Raw genomic sequence first — 21,963 nt, forward strand, 5'->3', positions numbered from 1 at the left:
AATTTCTACTTCATGGTAGCAAAATTGTAGAACTTCATGTTTCCTGTTGCCTCAATTTCGACTTGTTGTTTTACAATTTCACCTTGTGGTCTTTGCAACTCCAAGCTCAATTGATTCTTTCCTTTTGTCAAAGGTACACGAGCATATCTGATTTCAGCAGGTAGGGTTTGCCAGTTACGTGTATCTGCTTTTTCTGAAAACAAATTATACAGCTGTAATCCCAAGCCCACACCTTCTAGTACTGCATTATTATCATTGGATCTAGCTGTAGATTTAACAGCGTATTCTGCCGCTTTTTTTACAGCCAATCGCGTTAATATTTTTCCTAACTCTTTTCCTGCTCTTTCTTTTAAAGTAGAAACTGCAACAACATCTATATCTTGCACTTTTTCTAAAACAAAAGTTGCTGAACCATTGACTTGCACTTGCGCTTTTGCGTAAGGCACTGGAATGCTAATGTACTTAGGAAAGGCAATATTCACACTGTGAACATCACTTAAGTTCGTATTACCCGCAATACCAAAATCCAACGGAATCATAACCCCTAAGGCATTGGTAAAAACTAAAGCTCCACTATCTCCTTTAATTAACGAAAAGACAATATTCTCTTCCTCTTTAATTGGTGCAACCCCATTTTCCCAGAAGACGACTAACTCTCCTCCTTCAGCCGTTTGATATGGTTTAAAAGGCATTGAAAATTCCTTCTCAAATCTTTTCAAATCACTGGTAAAACCCAGCTTATTTGCCATATTCATGACATCATACTTTAGGTTTTCAGGAATACTTACCCCATAATACAAACCACCTGTTGCACTTTGATACACTTCTACAGCATTTCTATACGCAATAAAAGCATCGTTGTAATTTCCGGTAGATTCGTAAATAAGTCCTTGTAAATTTAGAGCAAAGGCATCTTTTGAATAACGCGTAGTCTTGTTGTTGTATTTATCTCCTTGTTCATAGTTCTGAAGGGAAATACGACGCGCTTCTACTAAAGCTTCTTGGGATTGTCCTAGGTATAAATAGTTTAATGCTTTATAGTAGTGAATCATGAAGATCTCAAATTCCTCTCCTTTGTAACTTTGAGACATGGAGTTCAAGAAAAGTCCTACCATAACATCCCCAACTTTTGTCACTTGATCTTCAATTAAAAGATCCGCCTTATTTAAGTATTGATTACTCAAGGCATAGTTCCCTTTGAGGTGTTCCACTCGCCCCTTTTCCATATAGAATAGGAGTAAGTTTCTTGTTTTTTGCAGTAGTTTATTCTTATCCAATGCATTATCGGCTCCTACGTAGTCTTGTTGAGTCATACGCTGGTAGTAATCCGTAATGCGATCGTGATAAGTGGCGCATCCAAATACGAAAAACATTAGCGCCAATGGCACTAATGTTTTTGATATTGAAGATATGGTTCGATTGAAAACCATCAATTATAAGTTTAGTTTTTTACGTATTTCGCTATTTTTTTATCACCGATCCAAACAACTTCATTTGTTTGAAGATTCGTTAATTCCAAATTAACTTGATAGTAAACCACTTTTTTCTTTTTGTGTGAATCAACGATTGAGTTGATTGAACCTTGCAACATGAAATCTGCTCCTTGTTCTAGTCCAAACTGTTTCATTGAAGAAGCAGAAGCATTTGTTTGTTGATCTGCTCTTTCTCCTCTTAACTCATCGCGTTTTTTACCACCTTGTACCAAACGAACACGTCCAGATTGGATGAATGATTGCTCTACGTCTTTTACGAAAGTTTCAGCGTCAATATGCTCATGGCTTTTGTTGTAAACCATTCCGACGATAACTACCGGTTTTTTATTGTCGTTGTCATCTTGAAAATTACCAATCCAAGCACCATCTAATACTTGTCTTGTCATTTGTTGTGCAACTTCTCTTGAATCTGAGTTATTCCATCTACCACTTAAGTCGATTGTTTCTTCTGTGCTAACACGTGTAACTTGACGACCACATGATGTGATAAATAAACCTGATGCTGCTAAAATTGCAGCTAATGCTATCTTCTTAATTTGCATACTTTTTTTATTATTCATTAATTTTTTCCATTAAATAGAGAACCACCAATTACCAGTTCTAAAACCAATACGAGGAGACCAATTCCAGTTGCTATAGTTTCTATAATAACCGTTGTACCCTGAATTGTAATTATAGCCATAATCCGAATAATAACTACGGCCGTATTTTGCACGAGCCATACGTTCTTCGTGGCGGTATTGTCTTTTTAGCGCTTTTCGTTCTTGCTTGGCTTCATACCAATCGTACGCTTTATAAGTATCTTGTACAGTTTCCCCTAAATTTACTAAAAGTGAATCCTTTTGCATCATGTATTTTTCCATACTTACACGATAGTTGGGATTCTGATCAAAAATAGGAGTTTGTGCGCTAACTTGATATGTTAACAAGCTACATATCACGAGTCCGAATAACTTTATAACATTTTTCATAGCTTGAATTTTAAAAATTAAACACTATTTTTTCTAAGGTAAATATAGCGCTTTTTATTTAATTAATAAAGCGCCTGATCCCATTTTATCTTCAATAAAATGTTCATTCTGACAGAATTTGCTTAATTCCTCACGTATAAACGCAAGGACAATCTCTTTATTGCTTTCTGGAAAAAGGACGTGTACATTCGCTCCTGCATCTAACGTAAAACAAACGGGAATTTCTGTTTTAGCGCGAAAGGCCCAAATTTGCTCAATAATTTGAAGTGTATTGGGTTTCATCAAAATAAAATAAGGCATTGATGTCATCATCATCGCGTGTAAAGTCAAGGCTTCACTTTCTACCAAAGCCACAAATTGTTTCAAATCTCCCGTTTGGAGGATGTTTTTCAATTGACTCAAGTTTTGATGCGCTTGATTAAAACGCTCCTTTGCAAAAGGGTGGTTGTGCATTAGGTCATGTCCAACCGTACTTGATACTTGTTTCTCTCCCTTATCCACTAACAAGATAACATCTTGGTAATTTTTAAAATTAGCATGCACATCAAAAGGCGCTTCAATACCAAATAAATCAGAACTACCTGCCACCTCTGCTTGCTCGCCCCAAACGACAATTTCTCCAGCAATACTTCTACAAGCACTTCCAGAACCTAAACGCGCTAAAAAAGAAGCTTTTTTCAAGAAATAATCTTGTGTCATGGCAGGGTTTAATACTTGTTCCAACGACATGATATTCATCGACAAGGCAGCCATTCCGGAAGCAGAAGATGCAATTCCAGAACTATGAGGAAATGTATTTGTAGTATCGATAGTGAAGTGATAATTTTCAATATACGGGCAATAGGATAAAATACGCTCAAAGAATTTTTGAATTTTCGGTTTGAAATCTTCTTTGGGTTGCCCCTCAAATAACAAATCGAAAGTAATGCCTTTACTTTCTTTCTTTTTAAATTCTAATGTGGTAATTGTCTTGCAGTTACTCAATGTAAAACTCAATGATGGGTTTGCGGGAATCTGGTGTTCTTTTTTCCCCCAATATTTCACTAGAGCAATATTACTTGGAGCACTCCAGGTAAAAGTTCCTTGTGCTGCTAGTTGTCCTTTTGTTGCAGTTGCATCGAAAATAAAATCAGTTGCGCTTGTCATTCCTTTCAAAATTTTGACAAAAATACCACCTTTTTATCACATACCGAGTTTTCTTCTCCATATCCCTTAAAACTACTTATAACCAAATCTTTCACATTTTTTATTACACTATCCGTACAGTTTTTATGTATTTATTGCAAAAAAAATAGTTCAATATTGGATATTATATAAACATATATTATATTCGCTCTACACCGAACCCACAAACTCACAAAAACATGGTTAAATTACACCTTACAACGACCACTGAAAATAAATTGAAGGGGATCCAATCCATTTCCATTTATTCAGGGACGAATTTGATCAAAGAGCTAGATTGCACCACTTCGTCTAGTATAGCTTTAGATGATCACACCCCAGATCTGTTTATTACAGATGGGCATACCTTACAGCACATTTCTCTCGCAGAAATCAAAGAAGCCAAACAACTAACTGTACAACTAACAGAAAATTTAGCCGTCCAACTGCGCGCAAGCAATCCTATTAACCTTTGGGATTACACCAACTGGATCTTAGCTTCGCTTTCCGGTATTATTGCCATTGGTTACTCTATTTTCACCAATTCCAATTCGAGAGAATTTTTATTTCTACTAGGTAGTACAATTATTGTCTTGTTTGTTTTTATGTTACTGTACAAGCACCCTATTAAGACTAGAAATTACAACATTCGAATGTACGCTACAATTAGTGCACTTGTTTTAATTTTCATCTTTATTCCCTTTGAGAATTGGTATTTGAAAACACTTGTAGGTTTATCAACCTTAACGGTGATTACGCGATTTATTAAAGCTTATCAACGTTCATTAGCTGTGGCTTATCAGCCTTTTACGAAAGAATAAAAAAAATATGGAAGGGGATACCTTCCATATTTCTATTAGCACTTACAAAATTACATACATCTTTAAATCATACTTGAAGTAGTCTAATTTATTCGTTGTGTGTTTGCCAAAGGAACGCAAAATACTTGCATACACTACCAAAACAAAATAAACTTATCAACAATGTTATCACCAATTATCTTTTATTTAAGATAAGATTAAGAACGGTAATAATATTGATTAATTTTTTCAATTACTTCCTTTCTACACTGCACACTGATATAGTCCTCATCAATCGGAGCACTAAACATAAACATCGGATTTGCAGGGAATTCGGTTGATGTTCGGAACAGTAAAAAGTAACTTTTTCCTGAGCGTCCCGCTTGCATCCATTCTTCTAGTTTATAATAATCAGGGATAGAACGACGCTCTCGGACAACAATTAAAACATCTTTAATCTCTGACCAGGGTAAAAATTTCTCTTTAAACAAACTTTTATAGCTTACTCCTTTTTCGTCAATCGTCACTTTCATAAAGAGCACTTTATATAAAAAAACAAAAAACAAGAAGAATAGCAGGACCGCAACAAATTTAACGATGCCCGAAGCAACCAAGAGGAAAAAAATTCCAATGGATAAGAAAGGACCTAAACACAGAATCAAGAGTAGTACACTACTACTTGTATTATAATAGTTGAATTTCATGTTGTTCTTTTAAAATTTTGAGGCAATTGCTTGAGCCGCTAAGAAACCAGTTGTCCAAGCATTTTGAAAATTAAATCCACCTGTAATTGCATCAATATTGAGAATTTCACCTGCAAAATATAAATCTGCATTGATTTTGCTTTCCATAGTTTTAAAATTGACATCGCGTAGATCAATTCCACCAGCTGTTACAAACTCCTCTTTGAATGTACTTTTTCCATTCACTTGAAACTCTCCTTCTTGCAATTGAAGCATAAGGGCTTGCATTTGCTTGTTATTGACATCCGCCCAAGTTTGTGTTACATCAATTTGTGCTGCTTGCACCAATCGTTCCCACAGACGTGTTGGAAAATCAAACAATCCTCTTTTCATTACCATTTTCTTGGCATGTTCATGTTTGAAGTCTTTCAATTGTTCCAATAAATCTTCTCGATCTACCGTTGGCAGCCAATTGACTACAATGTGAAACTGGTAATTTTTCTCAGCTAAGATTCGAGCACCCCAAGCCGATAAACGCAAAATACCAGGTCCGCTCATTCCCCAATGGGTAATTAGCAAAGGTCCGGTAGCTTCTAACTTTGTTCCTTTTACTTTAATAGATGCTTCTGTAGAAACCCCCATTAAATCTTGAATGCGTTTATCTTTGATATTAAAGGTAAACAAAGACGGTACAGGCTCAACCAAACGGTGTCCTAACTCCCCCATCATTTGCCATATTTTCGGATTACTCCCTGTGGTGAACACCAATTGCGCGCACGTCATACTTTCTTTTGTCGTATCCAGCTTCCACCCTTTTTCACTTTGATATACTCCTTGCACACTAATGCCTTGTAAGACATCAATTTTATATTGTGCAGTTGCTTTAGTAAAACAATCGATAATCGTCTGTGAAGAATCCGTTGTCGGAAACATTCGCCCATCCTCTTCAATTTTCAATTCAACGCCGCGGCGCTCAAACCACTCAATCGTATCTCCACTGCAAAATTGATGAAAAGGCCCTAATAATTCTTTAGCCCCTCGAGGATAAAACTGCACTAATTCATTGGGAATAAAACAAGCATGGGTAACATTGCAACGTCCACCACCCGATATTTTCACTTTAGAGAGTACCTCTTTTCCGCGTTCTAGAATAGCGATACGCAAACTAGGTTGGCGTTCTGCAAGATTAATTGCCGTAAAAAAAACCCGCTGCGCCCCCTCCTACAAGTATAACATCATAATACATACCTTCTGTATTTAACCATTAAGTAAAGATCCTTTTTTTTATTTTACATGAAACAATTATCTTTACACCCACAAAGATACTTACTTACAATCGCATCCTTATCATTGTAAAATTAAGATTATGAAAAAATTGCCTTTTTTATTCCTGATTGTTTTATTTGCCATGTGTAAATCTGTTCCACCTGGAAGTAGTACAAATAACAACAGCAGCAGTAGTTCCAACTCTTCCAAAGATTTATCTATTGAGGAGCGCTTAGAAGAGATCAAAGAAGAAAACAGATTACCCGAAGCCAAAGACGTCATCGATTTGCCTTCCTATGCTCAAGTAAGAGACGATTTCCGTTCTGTAACCGACAAGACCAAAGAATCGTATTTACAGGGGATGCAAGCAACTGGAGATAAATACAGCGTTGTTATTTTAACCCAAGGGTTCAAAGGAGAGAATATTGTTGTTAAAAACAGCAGTAAGACATTCTTCAAAGGAATGACCATGAGTGATTTATCCAATGGAATTGCGAAATCGATTCGCGTAGACAACACGGATGATTTTACGATTATGGACACTTATACCAATAGCGAAGTGCTAATTGAAAGTGATCATGCTAAGATGTTTAAGTTTATTTATGTGATGAAGAACAGCAGCAAAGACAATCCTTTCAAAGTAACGTTTAGCAATACGCTACGACCTGTACGTTAATGGAAACACGAGATACTATTTTACGACTTATACAACAAACGGCTCTTACTTTAAGGGCCTTTTTCAATTCATTGCCTTTGGAAGATCCTCTTCATGAGCAAACCGTTGACGATTTTTCTTCCCAGTTGAAAGCACAAACAGCTATAGATCTTGAAGCTCTACTCCTATTGAAGTCTTCCGTTGATCTGCAAGATTATTTTGCCCGACACACCTCTTTTGACTCAACGAATCAAGAGCTCTTAGCTGATTTACTAGTTAACCTTGCCGAAAGAACAGTAGCTTTAGATACAATCAAAAGTCAAGCATATCAAAACTTAGCACTATCGTTGTATCAACTAATCAATGAAACCACGCAAACCTATAATTGGGAAAGAGAAGCTAAAATAGCGCGTTTAAAAGAATAACCATTTTTTTTTCTTTTTGACAATAACCTCCCCAAGAGCAAATTCTTTCATAATAATTACTTCATTTTTTGAAGCTAAGAGTCTCTCCACGTTCAGTAATTGATCTTCAAAACCAATATATTGCAAAATCACATTCTTTGATACATCAAAATCCAAAGAAAGCTCTAGCTTAAAAAAACCATTAAAATCAGAACTCGTCTTATATTCTGTCCCTTCAATATAAACAGCTGCACCAGGTAATCCTAATCCCTCCTCATCGACAATTTGCCCTGTTACTATGCGTTTCAACGGTTGTGTTGGAAGAACTGTTACTTCAATATTATCACTACTATTCCCCTTTTGTTGCTCACTTTGTTCTACTGAATTTTTAACTTGTGCTTGTGTATTCGCAGCTGTGGTCAAAACCAGTAAATTAATTGTAGCCGCAACAAGACCACGCAGACCAATTCCACGATTCGCTGTTGATTCATTCAACTCAATATCTAAATATTTTGCAGGAACTCGTCCACAAATCTTTCCTTCTTGTTTGATGTGCTGAATCAATTCTTGTTTTGTATAGTTAGAAAAGTCTAAGATAGTCTTTTCGCAAACTGCACAATGTCTTCCTTTTTCTAAAGGCGTCATCTGATTCCAATCTTCAGAACAAGGTTTAGGGATATTGATGGTATATTTTGCCATACAGGATAGTCTATAAATAAAGCCTTATTTTTTATGCTTGCTTAAAAGTAAGTAATCTTTTTCTCTTTGAATGTCATATACTCCTAATTCAACCGTTTCAACACGAGAAGAGGAACAAGTACCACTTTGTTCCACTTGATGTAAAGTAAGCACTACTTGGTCTTGTCCTTTATATGTAAAAACACCTTCACTAGAAGTAAAACAATCATTTCCACAAGGCGCTGCATAGTTACTTGTGAAAGTACCATCATCCTTAAACACAATGAAATTGCCATATAGAGCCACTTCCACTGTTTCATCATTTCTATTTACAAAAGTCATGACGTATTGCTCTTTCACGCGATAAGTTAAGAGCTCATCCGTTCTCCATATTCCCTCAATACCTTGCGCATATACAGCACCTCCTATCAACAGTAAGAAAAATAAACTAAAATTCTTCATTGCCTTTTATTTATTCGTTTATTTTTTCTTTACTCCAGGCGACCACTTTAATTCCATCCGAATAATTAGGAGCGATTACCTGGTTTTCCGTCAAGTGAATCCCCGCGAGTTGATAATCTACTTTCAGTTGATCAAACGTTATTTCTTTCAATTGCCAAACTTCATGGTGAATTTGATAGTGATACAAATTATGGTTGACGTAAACATACAAACAATAGCGTTCCGTTAACCATACTTGCAGTGGAGTCTTCTGTTGTACTTTTTCTCCGATCGTGTATTTTACTTCTAATTGAAATTTCTTTTTTTCATTTGAAGAGGCATATACCTTCTCTTTGCGTTTCATGGTTGCTTTTTCATAGGGTAATCCCGATAGTTGCTTGGAAACAAAAACGGAAAGCGATTTTCCACCTTCAATATTCAAAAAGTAAACGCCAGCTTTTCCTTCTTTTTTTACATAAGTACGTACATTGATTTCATCAAAATTGGAAATAAAACCAACAGCAGGTAAAAACCGAGGGCGAATCTTCTCCATGGTAAAAGGAACCACTGAGATGTAGTATTTTCCATCAAATTCATCTAGTTCTAATGCGGTAGGTACCAAAGCTCGTAAAACATCAAAGGGAACTTCAAAGTGCATGAAGAGCAATCGATTCCACTCTTGATAATAGCTCCACGATCCGGAGGGTAATGCCCAAGGCCTATGTGCAGTATCTGCCATAATGTCTTTGATCTTCTTCATTTCTTCTTTTTATTTAAAGATACTGAAAACCAAAGTAACAAACACTAAAAAGGCACCTGAATAAGATGCCTTTTTCTCAATAGCTTCTTCCTATATTGCTCATACCAAAAGCTATTACTATACAATTGAACACATTCGGAAACTAAAAGAGTTATCAACGAATTAAAACATTATAAATATACTAAATTCCACTAAAACTTCCCTCTACTAGCGAGGCAAACCCTTATTTTTCAATAATACCTAGCGAAACAATCAAAAATCAATTAATCTGTTGACCAAATGAAACATCTCATTTAATATCCTTAGCAAAAGGATTGGATTACAATAGGTTTCTCGCATTTTGTATTGAGAAATCTTGCCATTGAGGCTAAAAAACACAAAAAAACCCGAAGTTGAGCTTCGAGTTTTTTTATTTTTCTATTTATATCGCTATCATTTCTGTGTAAGGCAGTACCGTAGCATATCCTTTCTCTTGGAAATAGTTTGTTGGATCATTTTCGGCAACCGCCATAATAAAATCACCTCCCCAAGCACCTAAGCTTTTAATTGCTCCATCAAAATCAGCAAACAATTGTTGTTGAATTGGTGGAATACCTAAAATAGTACTGAGAATCGATTCATGTTCCGTCATTAACGCTTGAAACTCCTCTCTTGTGTTTGCAGTCACCAACAGCTGGCTAATAGCCGTAATCCGTTGTATTTGTTCCACAATCTCTCCTTTCTTCGTTCTATATGCAGCAATTGCCTCTTTGCTACTTTGTTTTTGATTCAGGTAGACAAAGTAAATATGTTGAGCAAAAGTAGGTTGAAACTCTACTAAATCAACTTTAGGTTGAATTGGCGACGTTCGTTGATACAACAGTGCACTTTTAAATTGTGCACAAGCAATGTCATATCCACTTCCTCCGAATGATTCTTGTAGTAATTGGTATGGATTAATTCCGAACCACTGTGCCACGTTATTGATCCAAGTCGATGATGTTCCCAATCCCCATAGACGTGGAAAAGTTAGTTTACTTTCAACTCGAAATCCTCCTTGCTGTGTCAGTACGTTTGGATTTTGTCGATGTGCTGCACGTAAAACGTCAATTAAAGTTTGAAGGTAAGAAGATTCTTGTCTATCAGTTCCATTTACTACTTGTTCAATTGCTACTTGTTCTTGCATCCAAACTTGTCCATCTACATCATAGCTGGTCCAGTACAATATAGGCTCTTCAATTACTGTTACCTGTAAGAATTGTCCCATTGCTGTGGGCAATGCGAAAGCAACCGCTCCATCAAGGACCACATACTCCCCAGATACCAACAATTTTCCATGACTATAAAACTCCATCGAAATTACTTTCTCAGCGTTTCTAACAATTCTACAACTGCACTATGTGACACTACATTTTTTTCAAAATGCGTCACTACTTTTACACGTTCTTCATCTGTTGCTTTGAATTGATTTAGGATATTCATTAAGTGCATCTTCATATGTCCTTGCTGAATTCCCGTTGTTGTCAGGGATTTCACAGCAGCAAAATTCTGCGCTAATCCAGCAACTGCGATGATTTGCATCAATTGTGTTGCTGAAGGTTTTTGCAGCATTTGCAAGGCAATTTTCACCATTGGGTGCAAAGAAGTTAATCCACCTACTGTTCCTACGGCTAATGGTAAATCAATCCAAAATCTAAAGATACCCGCTTCAATTGAAGCATGAGATAAACTGCTGTATTGTCCATTTCTAGACGCATAAGCATGTACTCCCGCCTCAATCGCTCTAAAGTCATTTCCAGTTGCTAAAACTACCGCATCTACTCCATTCATCACTCCTTTATTGTGCGTAACCGCTCGAAATGGTTCAATTTCAGCAATGCGTACCGCTTGTACAAATTTCTCTGCAAAAAGCACTGGATCTTGAATCTCACTTGATTTTAATTCTTCAACTGGACAAGATACTTCAGCACGCACTACACAATTTGGTACGTAGTTTGACAAAATACTCATCACGACATCAATTGCTTTTTCATCTTCAGTGAATGCAGCATATTGCAAAGCCTCACGTTTCAATGTAGTTGCCATTTGCTCCAAACACGAATTGATAAAATTCGCCCCCATGCTATCTTTCGTTTCAAAAGTAACATGCAATTGGTAATAGTTTGGAATAGCATCTGTTTTATCGCGCAAGGTTACAGAAAGGATTCCTCCTCCGCGTTTCTGCATATTTTGCGTAATTGAAAAGGTATCCGTTAAGAAAACACCTTGTATCGATTGGATGAATTGTTCTAATTTTTGCTTTTCTCCTTTATAAATAAAGTGAACCTGTCCAATTTTTTCGGTGTTTAGAATTGAAGCTTTAAATCCGCCTCGGTCCGCCCAAAACTTAGCAGCTTTGGATGCTGCGGCTACAACAGAACTCTCTTCAATTACCATCGGAATGGTATACCAAGTATCATTAATCAGGAAGTTAGGAGCTACACCAAGAGGCAAATAAAAATTCGTAATCGTATTTTCTATAAATTCATCGTGCAATTTTTGTAACTCTTCATCTGAATTCCAATATTGCTTGATTAAATCTACGACCGCTTCTTGGTTGTTTAAATATGTTTTTGCTATCCAATTGATTTTCTCTTCTTTGTTTAGTTTCGAAAACCCATTTATACTCCCTATCATGATTAAATATTTTAATCACAAAGATAGGAGATTCTATTGGGTTATTGGAAAGGAGTTCATAGAAAAGGGTGAATGGAAAGAGAGCAAGGAAATATTTATTTACGATTTAACTCCATTTTCATTTCCTTGCCCTGCATTTCTCCGCTCTATTTTACACGCTCTAATATTCATTTTGCTGTCTTCAATCCCCTTTCTTCTTCAAATTATTCATGATGCAAGAATACTCTAAACATGAGGGAGTAAAAAATGCAAATAGCAGAAATTAGATACGATTTGTTCAAGGTATTATGATTTTCACTACCAATATCGCGTCAATAATTTTAAGTTTTTATTGTTTAATCTCAAATAAAATTGGCATAAATCATATTTTTTCAGTAAAATTGGAAGTTTTTTCGACTAATTAGATAATGAAATACATTAAAATCACCTCTCTGATTTGTGTGATTGCCACGCAAATTGGTCTTGCACAAAAGAAGATCGAGCTATCAGAAATTTGGGATGGCACCTTTAAAACGGAGGCCATGCAAGCGGTTAATACGCTAAATACCACGAATCAATACGCGCGTATTGAGCGCATCGCTAAGCAACATCAAGTCATCAACTTATACAACTTTGCCACTTTAGAAAAAGCCAAAACTGTATTTAGCAATGAACACTTTCCGGAAATTGAATCGATTGAAAGTTATGTTTTTGATGCAAAAGAGGAACAAATTCTAATTGGAACGAATACTACCCCAATCTTTCGTCGTTCTTTTTTAGCGGATTACTACTTATTTAATCCCAAGACGAATCAAACGACTAAAATAGCCAATCATCCAATCATGGAGCCTTTATTCTCACCGGATGGAACTAAGATTGCCTATGCCTACCAAAACAACTTGTATGTTTATACCATTGCGACACAACAAACGACGCAATTGACTCAAGATGGAGCGAAAAATCATATCATCAACGGTATTTCAGATTGGGTATACGAGGAAGAATTTAGCGTAGTACGCATGTTTGATTGGAACAAAGCAAGTAATCAACTGGCTTATGTGAAGTTTGATGAAACAGAAGTGCCTGAATATTCAATGGATGTCTATGGCAATGGCTTGTATCCAACACAAGATAAATTCAAATATCCTAAAGCCGGAGAAAAAAATGCGGAAGTAGCTTTATACATCTATGACGTAGATAAGGCAACAAACAAACGTGTAGATTTATCTGAATTTTCTAATTTTTACATTCCTAGAATTAAGTGGACAAATGATGCTAAACACTTAAGTGTACAAGTAATCAATAGACATCAAAACGATTTAAAAGTATTTTTTGTCGACGGTTCTACTTTAACGAAAAAGCTAATTCTTAACGAAAAGGACAACGCTTATGTCGATGTACATACGCTTTCTTTTTTAGACAATAACGACTTTATTTGGCTAAGTGAACGAGATGGTAATAACCATTTATACCACTACAACAAAGAAGGAAAACTATTAAATCAAATTACCAAAGGGAACTGGGAAGTTACAGATTACTACGGTATTGATTTAAAAAACAAGAAATTATTTTTCCAATCGGTTGAAAGAGGATCGATTTACCGAGATATCTACTCAATTGATTTAAATGGAAAAAACAAAAAGCTATTATCCAATCAATTAGGAACGAATACTGCAATTTTTAGTCCTGATTTTGATTTGTTTATCAACACTTATTCTTCTACTACAACAGCCCCACTTTACACCTTACAACAAAGTAAAACGGGTAAAGTAGTAAAAGAAATTTTGAACAATACCGCTTTAGAGCAAAAATTACAAGCCTACCAATTGCCACAGAAAGAATTTACTCAAATTCCAACTGTCGATGGGGTATTATTAAATGCTTGGATTATGAAGCCAGCTGATTTCGATGCATCGAAAACGTATCCGGTATTCATGTATCAATACAGTGGTCCTGGATCACAACAAGTAGCAGACAAATGGTTGGATTCGAACGACTATTGGCATGCCATGTTAACGCAAAAAGGATACATCGTTGTAACCGTTGACGGAAGAGGTACTGGATTTAGAGGTGCTGCATTTAAGAAAACAACACAGTATGAACTAGGAAAATACGAAGTTGAGGATCAAATTGAAGCGGCTAAATATCTAGCAAAACAAAACTATGTCGATGCAAATCGAATTGGTATCTGGGGATGGAGCTATGGAGGTTTTATGTCAACGAATTGCTTGTTAAAAGGCAACGACGTTTTCAAAATGGCTATTGCTGTAGCACCAGTAATCAACTGGAGATTTTACGATTCAATCTATACAGAGCGCTACATGAAAACACCACAGGAGAATCCTTCTGGTTATGATGACAAACTCGCCGTATTTCTTTGCCAACCAATTGAAAGGTCGTTATTTACTTGTTCATGGAAGTGCAGATGACAACGTACACGTTCAAAATGCCATGGCCATGATTGAAACATTGGTGCAACACAACAAAGATTTCGATTGGTTAATTTATCCAGATAAAAACCACGGGATCTACGGAGGAAACACACGCTTACAACTGTATACGAAGATGACGAATTTCATCTTAAACAACCTATAACACTATTAACGATCAACTATAAAACTATAGTTTAAACTTTAAAACAAACTATATTAAACTTAACGTAAATGGCAGCAGAAACAGCTACTAAATCGGACCTTTTTAAGTCTAATGTCTTAGGGCATCCAGCAGGTCTTTTCGTTCTTTTCTTCACGGAGATGTGGGAACGTTTCTCTTTCTACGGAATGAGAGTCTTATTGATTCAATTCTTAACCGCTCAAGTGCTTTTTGGCAGTGAGTTTTCAGGTTGGGGTTGGTCAGCAGAGCAAGCCGGAGCCTTATACGGTACTTATGCTATGCTTCTTTATTTAACTCCAATTTTAGGGGGAGTTATCGCCGATAAATACATTGGTTCTCGTTGGGCTGTAATCGTTGGAGCGATTATTATGACTGTAGGTCACGCTTCTATGGCAGCAGAGGGAATCTCTAAGATCTGGTTCTTCGTCGGATTGGCTTGTTTAGTTATTGGTACAGGTTTCTTTAAACCAAATATGCCTTCAATGTTAGGAGAAATGTATAAAGCACTTCCTGAAAAGAAAGATGGAGCGTATACTATTTTCTATATGGGAGTAAACTCAGGTGCGTTCTTCGGAATGATGCTTTGTGGTTACTTAGCAGAAACAAAAGGATGGCACTATGGATTTGGATTAGCGGGTATCTTCATGTTATTGGGAACGATTCAATTCTGGTTAGCTAAACCGCTATTTGGCGATTTAGGGGAATTGAAAAAAGTTGACGTAACGAAAGAGAAAACAGCGGAGGAAATCAAAGAAGAAGAGGAAACAAAAAATCCTTATACCCTTGTAGATTACATCTTAATCGCTATCGTATCTATCGTTGGATTACTGTATGCGTTTAATGACCCATTATCAAAAAACAACGTATTAGATCTTTTTGCCTTCTTAGATACTCCATTCTTACGTGGACAAAACTTAATGGCAATCTTAGCTTTAGTTTCTTTCTTATACTTAGTAATATCACGTATTCTACGTTATGGAAAAGTAATTAGAGACCGTATGTTTGCGGTTATCTTATTGGCTTTCTTCTTGATGTTCTTCTTCATGAGTTTTGAACAAGGAGCTACTTCATTAGTATTAGTTGCTAGAGATTATGTAGATCGTACTTTAGAGGGTACAGCCTTGACGATATTCAACATCGTCAATACCTGTTTAACCATTATTCCATTGTTGATTATTTCATGGGTATTGATTCTATTAGCTAAAGCAACTTGGAAAAAAATTGCCTTATCTAATGTTATCTTATTCATTTGTTTCGCTGGAATTTGGGCGATGGCTATTTATATGTTAAATGCAGAATTTTCAAAAGAAGTATCGGAAATCACCGTTTCTTGGTTCTCTATTTTGAACTCATTCTTCATCATTGCTTTAGCATCATCTGTATCGAAACTATGGGATTCTAAATACAATCCACCTGCTGCATTCAAATACGGTATTGGTTTGTTATTAGTGGCTGTTGGATTCTTAATTTTAGGATTGGGATCAATGGGATTAGGTGATGGCGTAAAAATGTCGATGATATTTTTAGTTTTAACTTACTTATTCCATACTTTAGGGGAATTATTTATTTCACCAGTAGGATTGTCTTATGTGTCGAAATTAGTACCTGGAAAAATGCTAGCTTTTATGTTTGGTATGTGGTACTTAGCTTTGGCTATTGCACAGAAATTTGCAGCCATCCTAGGAGGTCAAATTGAAAATATCAAAGAAGAATATTCATTGAGTCACTTCTTCTTCTTATTTACTTTAATCCCTGCTGCAGCTGCAGTATTGGTGATGTTAGTAAATCCATTATTGAAAAAACTAATGCACGGTGTTCGTTAACCCACCGTGCATTGCACAATAAATAAAAACTATATACAATGAGTCAAACACAAACAATAGAAGAGATTCAGAATTTCGAGGGAAAATACCCTAAACAGATCTGGAGCTTATTCTTCTCCGAAATGTGGGAACGTTTTTCGTTCTATGGAATGAGAGGAATGTTGGTATTCTTTATGATACACCACTTGGATTTCGAACATGGTAAGGCAAACTTACAATACGGAGCTACTCAAGCGTTCGTTTATGCTTTTACCTTCTTAGGAGGAATCTTTGCAGATAAAATTTTAGGTTTTCGAAAGTCTCTTTTTTGGGGTGGCTCAATGATGATTTTAGGAAGTTTGATTCTTGCGATTGACCCGCATGCTTACTTCTTTACAGGTATTGCCTTTACCGTTATTGGAACAGGTTTCTTTAAACCAAACATTTCAACTATGGTAGGTAAATTGTATAAAAAAGGAGATAACCGTACTGATGCTGGTTTCTCGTTATTTTATGCAGGGATTAACTTAGGAGCTTTACTAGGAGGATATTTGTGTATCGCTATTGGTAAAGGTCAACTTTTTGCTGATACTATTGATGAAGCTCATCGTTGGAATGTAGCTTTCGGATTAGCAGCATTTGTAATGTGTGTGAGTTTAATCAACTTCATCTTTACAAAGAGACATTTAGGACCTATTGGACTTCAACCGATGCAAACAAATGCAAATGGGGAGCAAACTAAAATGCCTTTATGGAAAGAAGTTGGAACTTACATCTTAACTTTTGCTATGGTTCCTGTTATTGTATTCATGATTGACAATACAGAATATACAGCGTACTTCATGTACACCGTTGGACCATTAGCGTTGATTTACTTATTCTATGAGATGAGAAATTTAACGAGCGCTGAACGCAAGAAAATTATTGCAGCTTTAGTGTTTATTTTCTTCTCTATTTTATTCTTTGCGATTTACGAACAAGCAGGAGGATCATTGAGCATCTTTGCTGCACAAAACTTAAATTCAGAGTTATTGGGGATGCATTTAGATCCGAACGGAGTGAATAACTCTGGGGGAGCTTTCTTCATCATCTTTATTGCTCCAATCTTAGGTTTATTGTGGATCTGGATGGCGAAAAAGAAAATTGAACCTAATACAGTTATGAAATTCGGTATCGGATTTATCTTATTAGGAGCAGGTTTCTACGCTTTATTCGGGACTAGATTCTTTGCTGATGCTGCAGGTATGACGTCTTTAGACTTCTTTACCTTTGCTTTATTAATCATCACGTTAGGGGAATTGTGTTTATCGCCAATTGGATTATCCATCATGACTAAACTTTCTACAGCAAACCTTCAAGGGATGATGATGGGAATGTGGTTCTTAGCTAGTGCATATGGTCAATATGTTGCCGGTATTATTGGGGCTTCTATGTCTACACAAGAAGTTGAAAATCCAACAAACTATGATTTATTAATTACGTATACAGACGGATATAAAGAATTAGGATTATACGCTGTAATTGCAGGGGTAATTTTAATTGCTTTCTCTCCAGTAATGAAAAAATTAATGCAAGAGGTGAAGTAATTATACAACACTTCTTTTCTATCCTATCAAGAAAAAGCGGCTAATTAGCCGCTTTTTCTTTTTTAGAGCGTTTTTTTTAACACGGAATCCATTGCTATATAGAATATAGGAATTAAATTACGCTCCTTAATTTTAACAATCTTTTATACGCATGTCACAAAATAATAAAACCTTTGGACAGACTTTAAAATCGTTCAATAAAAACTTCTGGATCGCCAGCTTCATGGAACTTATGGAACGTTGGGCATGGTATGGTATCTATACCCTTTTAGGGCTTTACTTAGTCGGATCAACAGACACAGGTGGTCTTGGTTTTGACCACGTACAAAAAGGAAGTATCATGGGAGGTGTAGTAGGTATCTTATACTTCTTACCTTTATTTTTTGGTGTTATCGCTGACCGTATCGGTTATAAAATTTCATTGATTATTTCCTTTGTTATCATGATTGCTGGTTATTACCTTTTAGGGGAAGTAACTGCATTCTCCAATGTCTATGCCGCCTTTTTATTAGTTGCGGTAGGAGCAGCTTTCTTTAAACCGGTAGCATCAGCCATTATTGCAAGTAACACCGATGAATCTACGGGTACCTTAGGTTTCGGTATCTTTTATATGATGGTAAACATCGGAGGTTTTATCGGACCAGCGATGTCTTCGGGATTGCGCACTACCTATGGTTGGAACATCATCTTCATCCAAGCGGCTGTGGTAATCGCTATCAATTTAATTGTTGTATTGTTTTTCTATAAAGAATCAAAAGTAGAAAAACCGAAAGACTCTATCGTAAAAGCCATTAAAGATTCTATACTAGGTATCTTTGAAGCTTTAAAAGACGTCCGTTTAGGTATCCTTTTGTTGTTAATGATTGGGTTTTGGACCATGTTTAATCAATTGTTCAATACACTACCAAACTTCATCGAAGACTGGGTTAACTCGGCGGTATTAAGTGAATGGATCAATGAACATATCCCTTTCTTAGGAACATTACTAACGCAAGATGGTCAGGTAAAACCAGAATGGTTTACTAATATTGACTCATTTATGATTATCATCTGTCAGGTAACTATTTCCTATTTCGTAACTAAAATGCGTCATATCAATGCCGTAATCCGCGGAGCTATTATTGCAAGTATTGGAGTTGGATTAACCTTCTATACCAACAATCCGCTTTTCACTATTTTAGGTACCATGATCTTCTCTATTGGAGAGATGATGTCAAGTCCAACAGTATCTTCGTTCATTTCATTAATCACGCCTAAAGGAAAAGATGGTTTGTACCAAGGGACTTACTTCTTACCTGTGGCAGCGAGTTACTTTGTTACGGATTACATCTCAGGAAACTTATACCAGTCGTGGTCTGATAAGTTATCTCTATTAAAAACGGAGATGGCAACACGCAATGTTCCAATGCCTGAAGTAATCAGCCATGAACAATTTATAGAACAAGGAGCCAAAACGCTAAACATGTCGATAAATGCTTTTGAAAAGCAATTTAATCTTAAAGCTGAATCTGTAGATTGGCCTACTGTAATACAATCTTTTAAAGACTTTGCTATATCTAAGAGTATTGACATTAGCCAAGTACACTTCCCTTTTTCTAAAAATGAATACTTTGCTTTAGCAGAACAAAAGCTAGGGATGTCGCATTGGGAAATGGTTGATATGTTGTGGGCTACCTACAATCCAAACAAAATTTGGTATGTGATTGTTGCTATTGGTGTATTTTCAGTTGTTACCTTAATGATCTATGACAGATTGGTGATTAAACCGATCGAAAACAAGAAATAATGGATTGTTTTTATATTAAAATTATTGAGAACAAAAAAAATAGCCTTTTAAACTAAATAAAAATAGCTATCTTTCTCAACCAATTTAAAAAACGACTATTTATGCAGACAAGCTCGAGTACGCAGCCGAACTTTTTTGACACCAAGGTACTTGGACATCCGGCCGGTTTATTTGTTTTGTTTTTCACTGAAATGTGGGAACGATTCTCTTTCTATGGAATGAGGGTTTTATTGATTCAATTCTTAACCATGTCCGTGATAGGAATCAACACCGGTTGGGGTTGGAGCGTTGAAGATGCGGGAGCCTTGTTTGCTACATATGCCATGCTATTGTACATCACTCCTATTTTTGGAGGTATCCTAGCAGATAAATACATTGGTTATCGCTGGGCTGTCGTTATTGGTTCTTTGATTATGACCTTAGGACACGCAGCTATGGCCTTAGAAGGCGAAACCTTTATGTATATTGGATTGGCGTGTTTGGTTATTGGAACAGGATTCTTTAAACCGAACATGACTTCGATTTTATCTGAGATGTACAAATCCTTTCCTGAGAAAAAAGACGGTGCTTACACCATCTTCTACATGGGAGTAAATGCGGGTGCATTCTTTGGGATGATGCTTTGTGGTTACTTAGGAGAACGCGTTGGATGGCATTGGGGATTCGGATTAGCAGGAATCTTCATGTTGTTGGGAACCTTACAATTCTGGTTGGCAAAACCTATTTTCGGAAATATTGGAGAGGTACCTTCTAAAGAAGCGAGAAGCGAGAAAGAAGAAGTGGTAGATACAACCAATATGACAGCAGAAGAAAAAGATTCGCTAAAACGCAATCCTTTTACAACTGTTGATTATATCTTAATTGCGATTACAACCGTTATCGGGTTAATGTACGCCTTTGACGATGTATTCCGAATTGTTGGTGGTATTAACTTATTCCCTGAAACAATTCTAGGGCAAGACGGTTCTACCGTTGGAATTGCTTTCGGATTAATTGTGTTCTTACTCTTAGTGATTTGGCGTATTGCTCGTTACGCAAAAATAGTGCGTCACCGTATGATTGCAGTAATCATCTTTGCTTTCTTTACTATCTTTTTCTGGATGAGTTTTGAACAAGGAGCAACCTCTTTGGTTATTTTCGCTCGTGATAATACACAACGTGTACTTTCTGGTGATACGGCTCTGCTATTCAAAATATTCAATACGCTATTGACGATTATTCCATTGGCTTTAATTTCATGGGTATTGATCATCTTAGCGAAACGAACGTATAAAAAAGCATTGATTTCCAATATTATCTTAGGACTTACCTTTTTAGGTGTTTGGGGTGCTGTGGTTTGGATGTTAGACCGAGATTGGTCTTCACACGCCTACCAAGTACACTTCCAAACAGTGGAAACACCTGTGCTAAATGCAGATGGTACACCAAAATACGATGAGAACAAAAATCAAACGTATCATTATCAAGCTATCTCAACTGCTTTTCAAGCGAAAGACGGAGATAAAATCGTAGAAAAAAACACGATTATTTCTAATAGAGGGGAATATGAAATTGGTTCTACTATCAAGATTTACGAAGAGTTAGGTACCTATCATATCCTAACAGAAGAAATAGAGACTAAGTTAGTGGCAGAATATGGAGCGAAAGATAAAACTCCACATATTGTTCAGGCAGAGGTTAAAGAAATTAAAGACAACCAAGTGGAGATTACGGCTTCGTGGTTCTCTATCTTAAACTCCTTCTTTATTATTGCTTTTGCTTCTTTGGTTTCTAAGCTATGGGATTCAAAATACAATCCACCTGCTTCAATTAAGTATGGATTAGGATTAATCATTATGGCACTTGGATTTGGTGTGTTAGCGTATGGAGCACATGGAATTACAGAAGGAAATAGAGTTTCGATGATGTGGCTTGTTTTTGCCTATTTATTTCATACCTTAGGAGAATTATTCTCTTCACCAGTGGGGCTTTCTTATGTTTCTAAGCTTGTTCCTGCGAGAATGATTGCCTTTATGTTTGGTATGTGGTATTTGGCTATTGCAATTGGTAATAACTTAGCAGCTAAATTAGGGGGACAAATTGAAAATATTACAGAAAAATACTCTTTATCTGGGTTTTTCTTAATCTTTACCATTGTTCCAATTGTTGCGGGTATTTTAGTAATTGCACTAAATCCAGTTATGAAACGTCTAATGCATGGTGTTAAATAAAAACAAACCTAATTACA

17 protein-coding genes and 2 pseudogenes are annotated in these 21,963 nt (G+C 36.3%); 8 read left to right on the plus strand and 11 right to left on the minus strand.

What is annotated here, in order from left to right; translation table 11 throughout:
- Positions 1-5: 5 nt before the first annotated feature.
- From M2306_RS12655 to M2306_RS12670, 4 genes are read right to left on the minus strand one after another with little or no spacing between them, the layout of a single operon-like run.
- Positions 6-1,430: a COG3014 family protein gene (locus M2306_RS12655; protein WP_259187688.1), complete on the minus strand. Its 1,425-nt coding sequence runs from the start codon at positions 1,428-1,430 to the stop codon at positions 6-8.
- 11 nt (positions 1,431-1,441) lie between these two features.
- Entirely contained in the window at positions 1,442-2,035 is a 594-nt protein-coding gene (locus M2306_RS12660) for a penicillin-binding protein activator LpoB (RefSeq protein WP_036462937.1), read from the minus strand.
- A 30-nt stretch (positions 2,036-2,065) separates the two neighbouring features.
- A complete protein-coding gene (locus tag M2306_RS12665; RefSeq protein WP_002989576.1) occupies positions 2,066-2,464 on the minus strand; it encodes a hypothetical protein in 399 nt (132 codons plus the stop codon).
- A gap of 54 nt (positions 2,465-2,518) precedes the next feature.
- Entirely contained in the window at positions 2,519-3,610 is a 1,092-nt protein-coding gene (locus M2306_RS12670; RefSeq protein WP_259187687.1) for a diphosphomevalonate decarboxylase, read from the minus strand.
- 218 nt (positions 3,611-3,828) lie between these two features.
- On the opposite strand from M2306_RS12670, the gene M2306_RS12675 reads away from it, so the two are divergent.
- A complete protein-coding gene (locus M2306_RS12675) occupies positions 3,829-4,449 on the plus strand; it encodes a hypothetical protein (RefSeq protein ID WP_259187686.1) in 621 nt (206 codons plus the stop codon).
- A gap of 197 nt (positions 4,450-4,646) precedes the next feature.
- On the opposite strand, the gene M2306_RS12680 is transcribed toward M2306_RS12675, so the two are convergent.
- Complete coding sequence (locus tag M2306_RS12680; protein WP_115092360.1) at positions 4,647-5,132, minus strand: PH domain-containing protein; 486 nt, start codon at positions 5,130-5,132, stop codon at positions 4,647-4,649.
- A gap of 9 nt (positions 5,133-5,141) precedes the next feature.
- Positions 5,142-6,357, minus strand: a pseudogene (locus tag M2306_RS12685) (BaiN/RdsA family NAD(P)/FAD-dependent oxidoreductase).
- A gap of 120 nt (positions 6,358-6,477) precedes the next feature.
- On the opposite strand from M2306_RS12685, the gene M2306_RS12690 reads away from it, so the two are divergent.
- Positions 6,478-7,053 (plus strand): hypothetical protein, encoded by a 576-nt coding sequence (locus M2306_RS12690; RefSeq protein WP_259187684.1) that lies wholly within the window; start codon positions 6,478-6,480, stop codon positions 7,051-7,053.
- Positions 7,053-7,457, plus strand: coding sequence for a hypothetical protein (locus M2306_RS12695; protein ID WP_259187683.1), 405 nt, complete (start codon positions 7,053-7,055; stop codon positions 7,455-7,457). The genes M2306_RS12690 and M2306_RS12695 overlap by 1 nt, the downstream gene beginning before the upstream one ends.
- On the opposite strand, the gene M2306_RS12700 is transcribed toward M2306_RS12695, so the two are convergent.
- From M2306_RS12700 to M2306_RS12720, 5 genes are all read right to left on the minus strand, one after another.
- Positions 7,446-8,135, minus strand: coding sequence for a carboxypeptidase-like regulatory domain-containing protein (locus M2306_RS12700; RefSeq protein ID WP_259187682.1), 690 nt, complete (start codon positions 8,133-8,135; stop codon positions 7,446-7,448). The two genes, M2306_RS12695 and M2306_RS12700, sit on opposite strands and share 12 nt — an antisense overlap.
- Before the next feature lie 24 nt (positions 8,136-8,159).
- The gene (locus M2306_RS12705) at positions 8,160-8,576 is read right to left on the minus strand and encodes a lipocalin family protein (protein WP_259187681.1); all 417 of its coding nucleotides are present in this window, start codon (positions 8,574-8,576) and stop codon (positions 8,160-8,162) included.
- 10 nt (positions 8,577-8,586) lie between these two features.
- On the minus strand, positions 8,587-9,315 hold the full coding sequence (locus M2306_RS12710) for a YqjF family protein (RefSeq protein WP_259187680.1): 729 nt from the start codon (positions 9,313-9,315) through the stop codon (positions 8,587-8,589).
- A 421-nt stretch (positions 9,316-9,736) separates the two neighbouring features.
- Positions 9,737-10,648 (minus strand): GYDIA family GHMP kinase, encoded by a 912-nt coding sequence (locus M2306_RS12715; protein ID WP_259187679.1) that lies wholly within the window; start codon positions 10,646-10,648, stop codon positions 9,737-9,739.
- Between the two features lie 5 nt (positions 10,649-10,653).
- The gene (locus M2306_RS12720; RefSeq protein WP_259187678.1) at positions 10,654-11,970 is read right to left on the minus strand and encodes a hydroxymethylglutaryl-CoA reductase, degradative; all 1,317 of its coding nucleotides are present in this window, start codon (positions 11,968-11,970) and stop codon (positions 10,654-10,656) included.
- 407 nt (positions 11,971-12,377) lie between these two features.
- Here M2306_RS12720 and M2306_RS12725 point away from each other — a divergent pair.
- The 5 genes and pseudogenes from M2306_RS12725 (at position 12,378) to M2306_RS12745 (ending at position 21,946) form a co-directional block, all read left to right on the plus strand.
- Positions 12,378-14,544 (plus strand): annotated as a pseudogene (locus M2306_RS12725) (S9 family peptidase).
- A gap of 68 nt (positions 14,545-14,612) precedes the next feature.
- On the plus strand, positions 14,613-16,385 hold the full coding sequence (locus M2306_RS12730; protein ID WP_259187676.1) for a peptide MFS transporter: 1,773 nt from the start codon (positions 14,613-14,615) through the stop codon (positions 16,383-16,385).
- 38 nt (positions 16,386-16,423) lie between these two features.
- Positions 16,424-17,950, plus strand: coding sequence for a peptide MFS transporter (locus M2306_RS12735; protein WP_115092348.1), 1,527 nt, complete (start codon positions 16,424-16,426; stop codon positions 17,948-17,950).
- A gap of 151 nt (positions 17,951-18,101) precedes the next feature.
- A complete protein-coding gene (locus M2306_RS12740; protein WP_115092347.1) occupies positions 18,102-19,736 on the plus strand; it encodes an MFS transporter in 1,635 nt (544 codons plus the stop codon).
- A 101-nt stretch (positions 19,737-19,837) separates the two neighbouring features.
- Entirely contained in the window at positions 19,838-21,946 is a 2,109-nt protein-coding gene (locus tag M2306_RS12745) for a peptide MFS transporter (RefSeq protein ID WP_259187675.1), read from the plus strand.
- Positions 21,947-21,963 lie beyond the last annotated feature (17 nt).

Source organism: Myroides gitamensis, from assembly GCF_029894455.1.
Taxonomy (GTDB): Bacteria; Bacteroidota; Bacteroidia; order Flavobacteriales; family Flavobacteriaceae; genus Flavobacterium; species Flavobacterium odoratum.

Coding starts and splice junctions, on each gene's coding strand:
- M2306_RS12745 (WP_259187675.1), top strand. CDS start 19,838: ATGCAGACAAGCTCGAGTACGCAGCCGAACTTTTTTGACACCAAGGTA.
- M2306_RS12735 (WP_115092348.1), top strand. CDS start 16,424: ATGAGTCAAACACAAACAATAGAAGAGATTCAGAATTTCGAGGGAAAA.
- M2306_RS12705 (WP_259187681.1), bottom strand. CDS start 8,576: ATGAAGAATTTTAGTTTATTTTTCTTACTGTTGATAGGAGGTGCTGTA.
- M2306_RS12665 (WP_002989576.1), bottom strand. CDS start 2,464: ATGAAAAATGTTATAAAGTTATTCGGACTCGTGATATGTAGCTTGTTA.
- M2306_RS12670 (WP_259187687.1), bottom strand. CDS start 3,610: ATGACAAGCGCAACTGATTTTATTTTCGATGCAACTGCAACAAAAGGA.
- M2306_RS12710 (WP_259187680.1), bottom strand. CDS start 9,315: ATGAAGAAGATCAAAGACATTATGGCAGATACTGCACATAGGCCTTGG.
- M2306_RS12675 (WP_259187686.1), top strand. CDS start 3,829: ATGGTTAAATTACACCTTACAACGACCACTGAAAATAAATTGAAGGGG.
- M2306_RS12660 (WP_036462937.1), bottom strand. CDS start 2,035: ATGCAAATTAAGAAGATAGCATTAGCTGCAATTTTAGCAGCATCAGGT.
- M2306_RS12740 (WP_115092347.1), top strand. CDS start 18,102: ATGTCACAAAATAATAAAACCTTTGGACAGACTTTAAAATCGTTCAAT.
- M2306_RS12715 (WP_259187679.1), bottom strand. CDS start 10,648: ATGGAGTTTTATAGTCATGGAAAATTGTTGGTATCTGGGGAGTATGTG.
- M2306_RS12730 (WP_259187676.1), top strand. CDS start 14,613: ATGGCAGCAGAAACAGCTACTAAATCGGACCTTTTTAAGTCTAATGTC.
- M2306_RS12655 (WP_259187688.1), bottom strand. CDS start 1,430: ATGGTTTTCAATCGAACCATATCTTCAATATCAAAAACATTAGTGCCA.
- M2306_RS12720 (WP_259187678.1), bottom strand. CDS start 11,970: ATGATAGGGAGTATAAATGGGTTTTCGAAACTAAACAAAGAAGAGAAA.
- M2306_RS12690 (WP_259187684.1), top strand. CDS start 6,478: ATGAAAAAATTGCCTTTTTTATTCCTGATTGTTTTATTTGCCATGTGT.
- M2306_RS12695 (WP_259187683.1), top strand. CDS start 7,053: ATGGAAACACGAGATACTATTTTACGACTTATACAACAAACGGCTCTT.
- M2306_RS12700 (WP_259187682.1), bottom strand. CDS start 8,135: ATGGCAAAATATACCATCAATATCCCTAAACCTTGTTCTGAAGATTGG.
- M2306_RS12680 (WP_115092360.1), bottom strand. CDS start 5,132: ATGAAATTCAACTATTATAATACAAGTAGTAGTGTACTACTCTTGATT.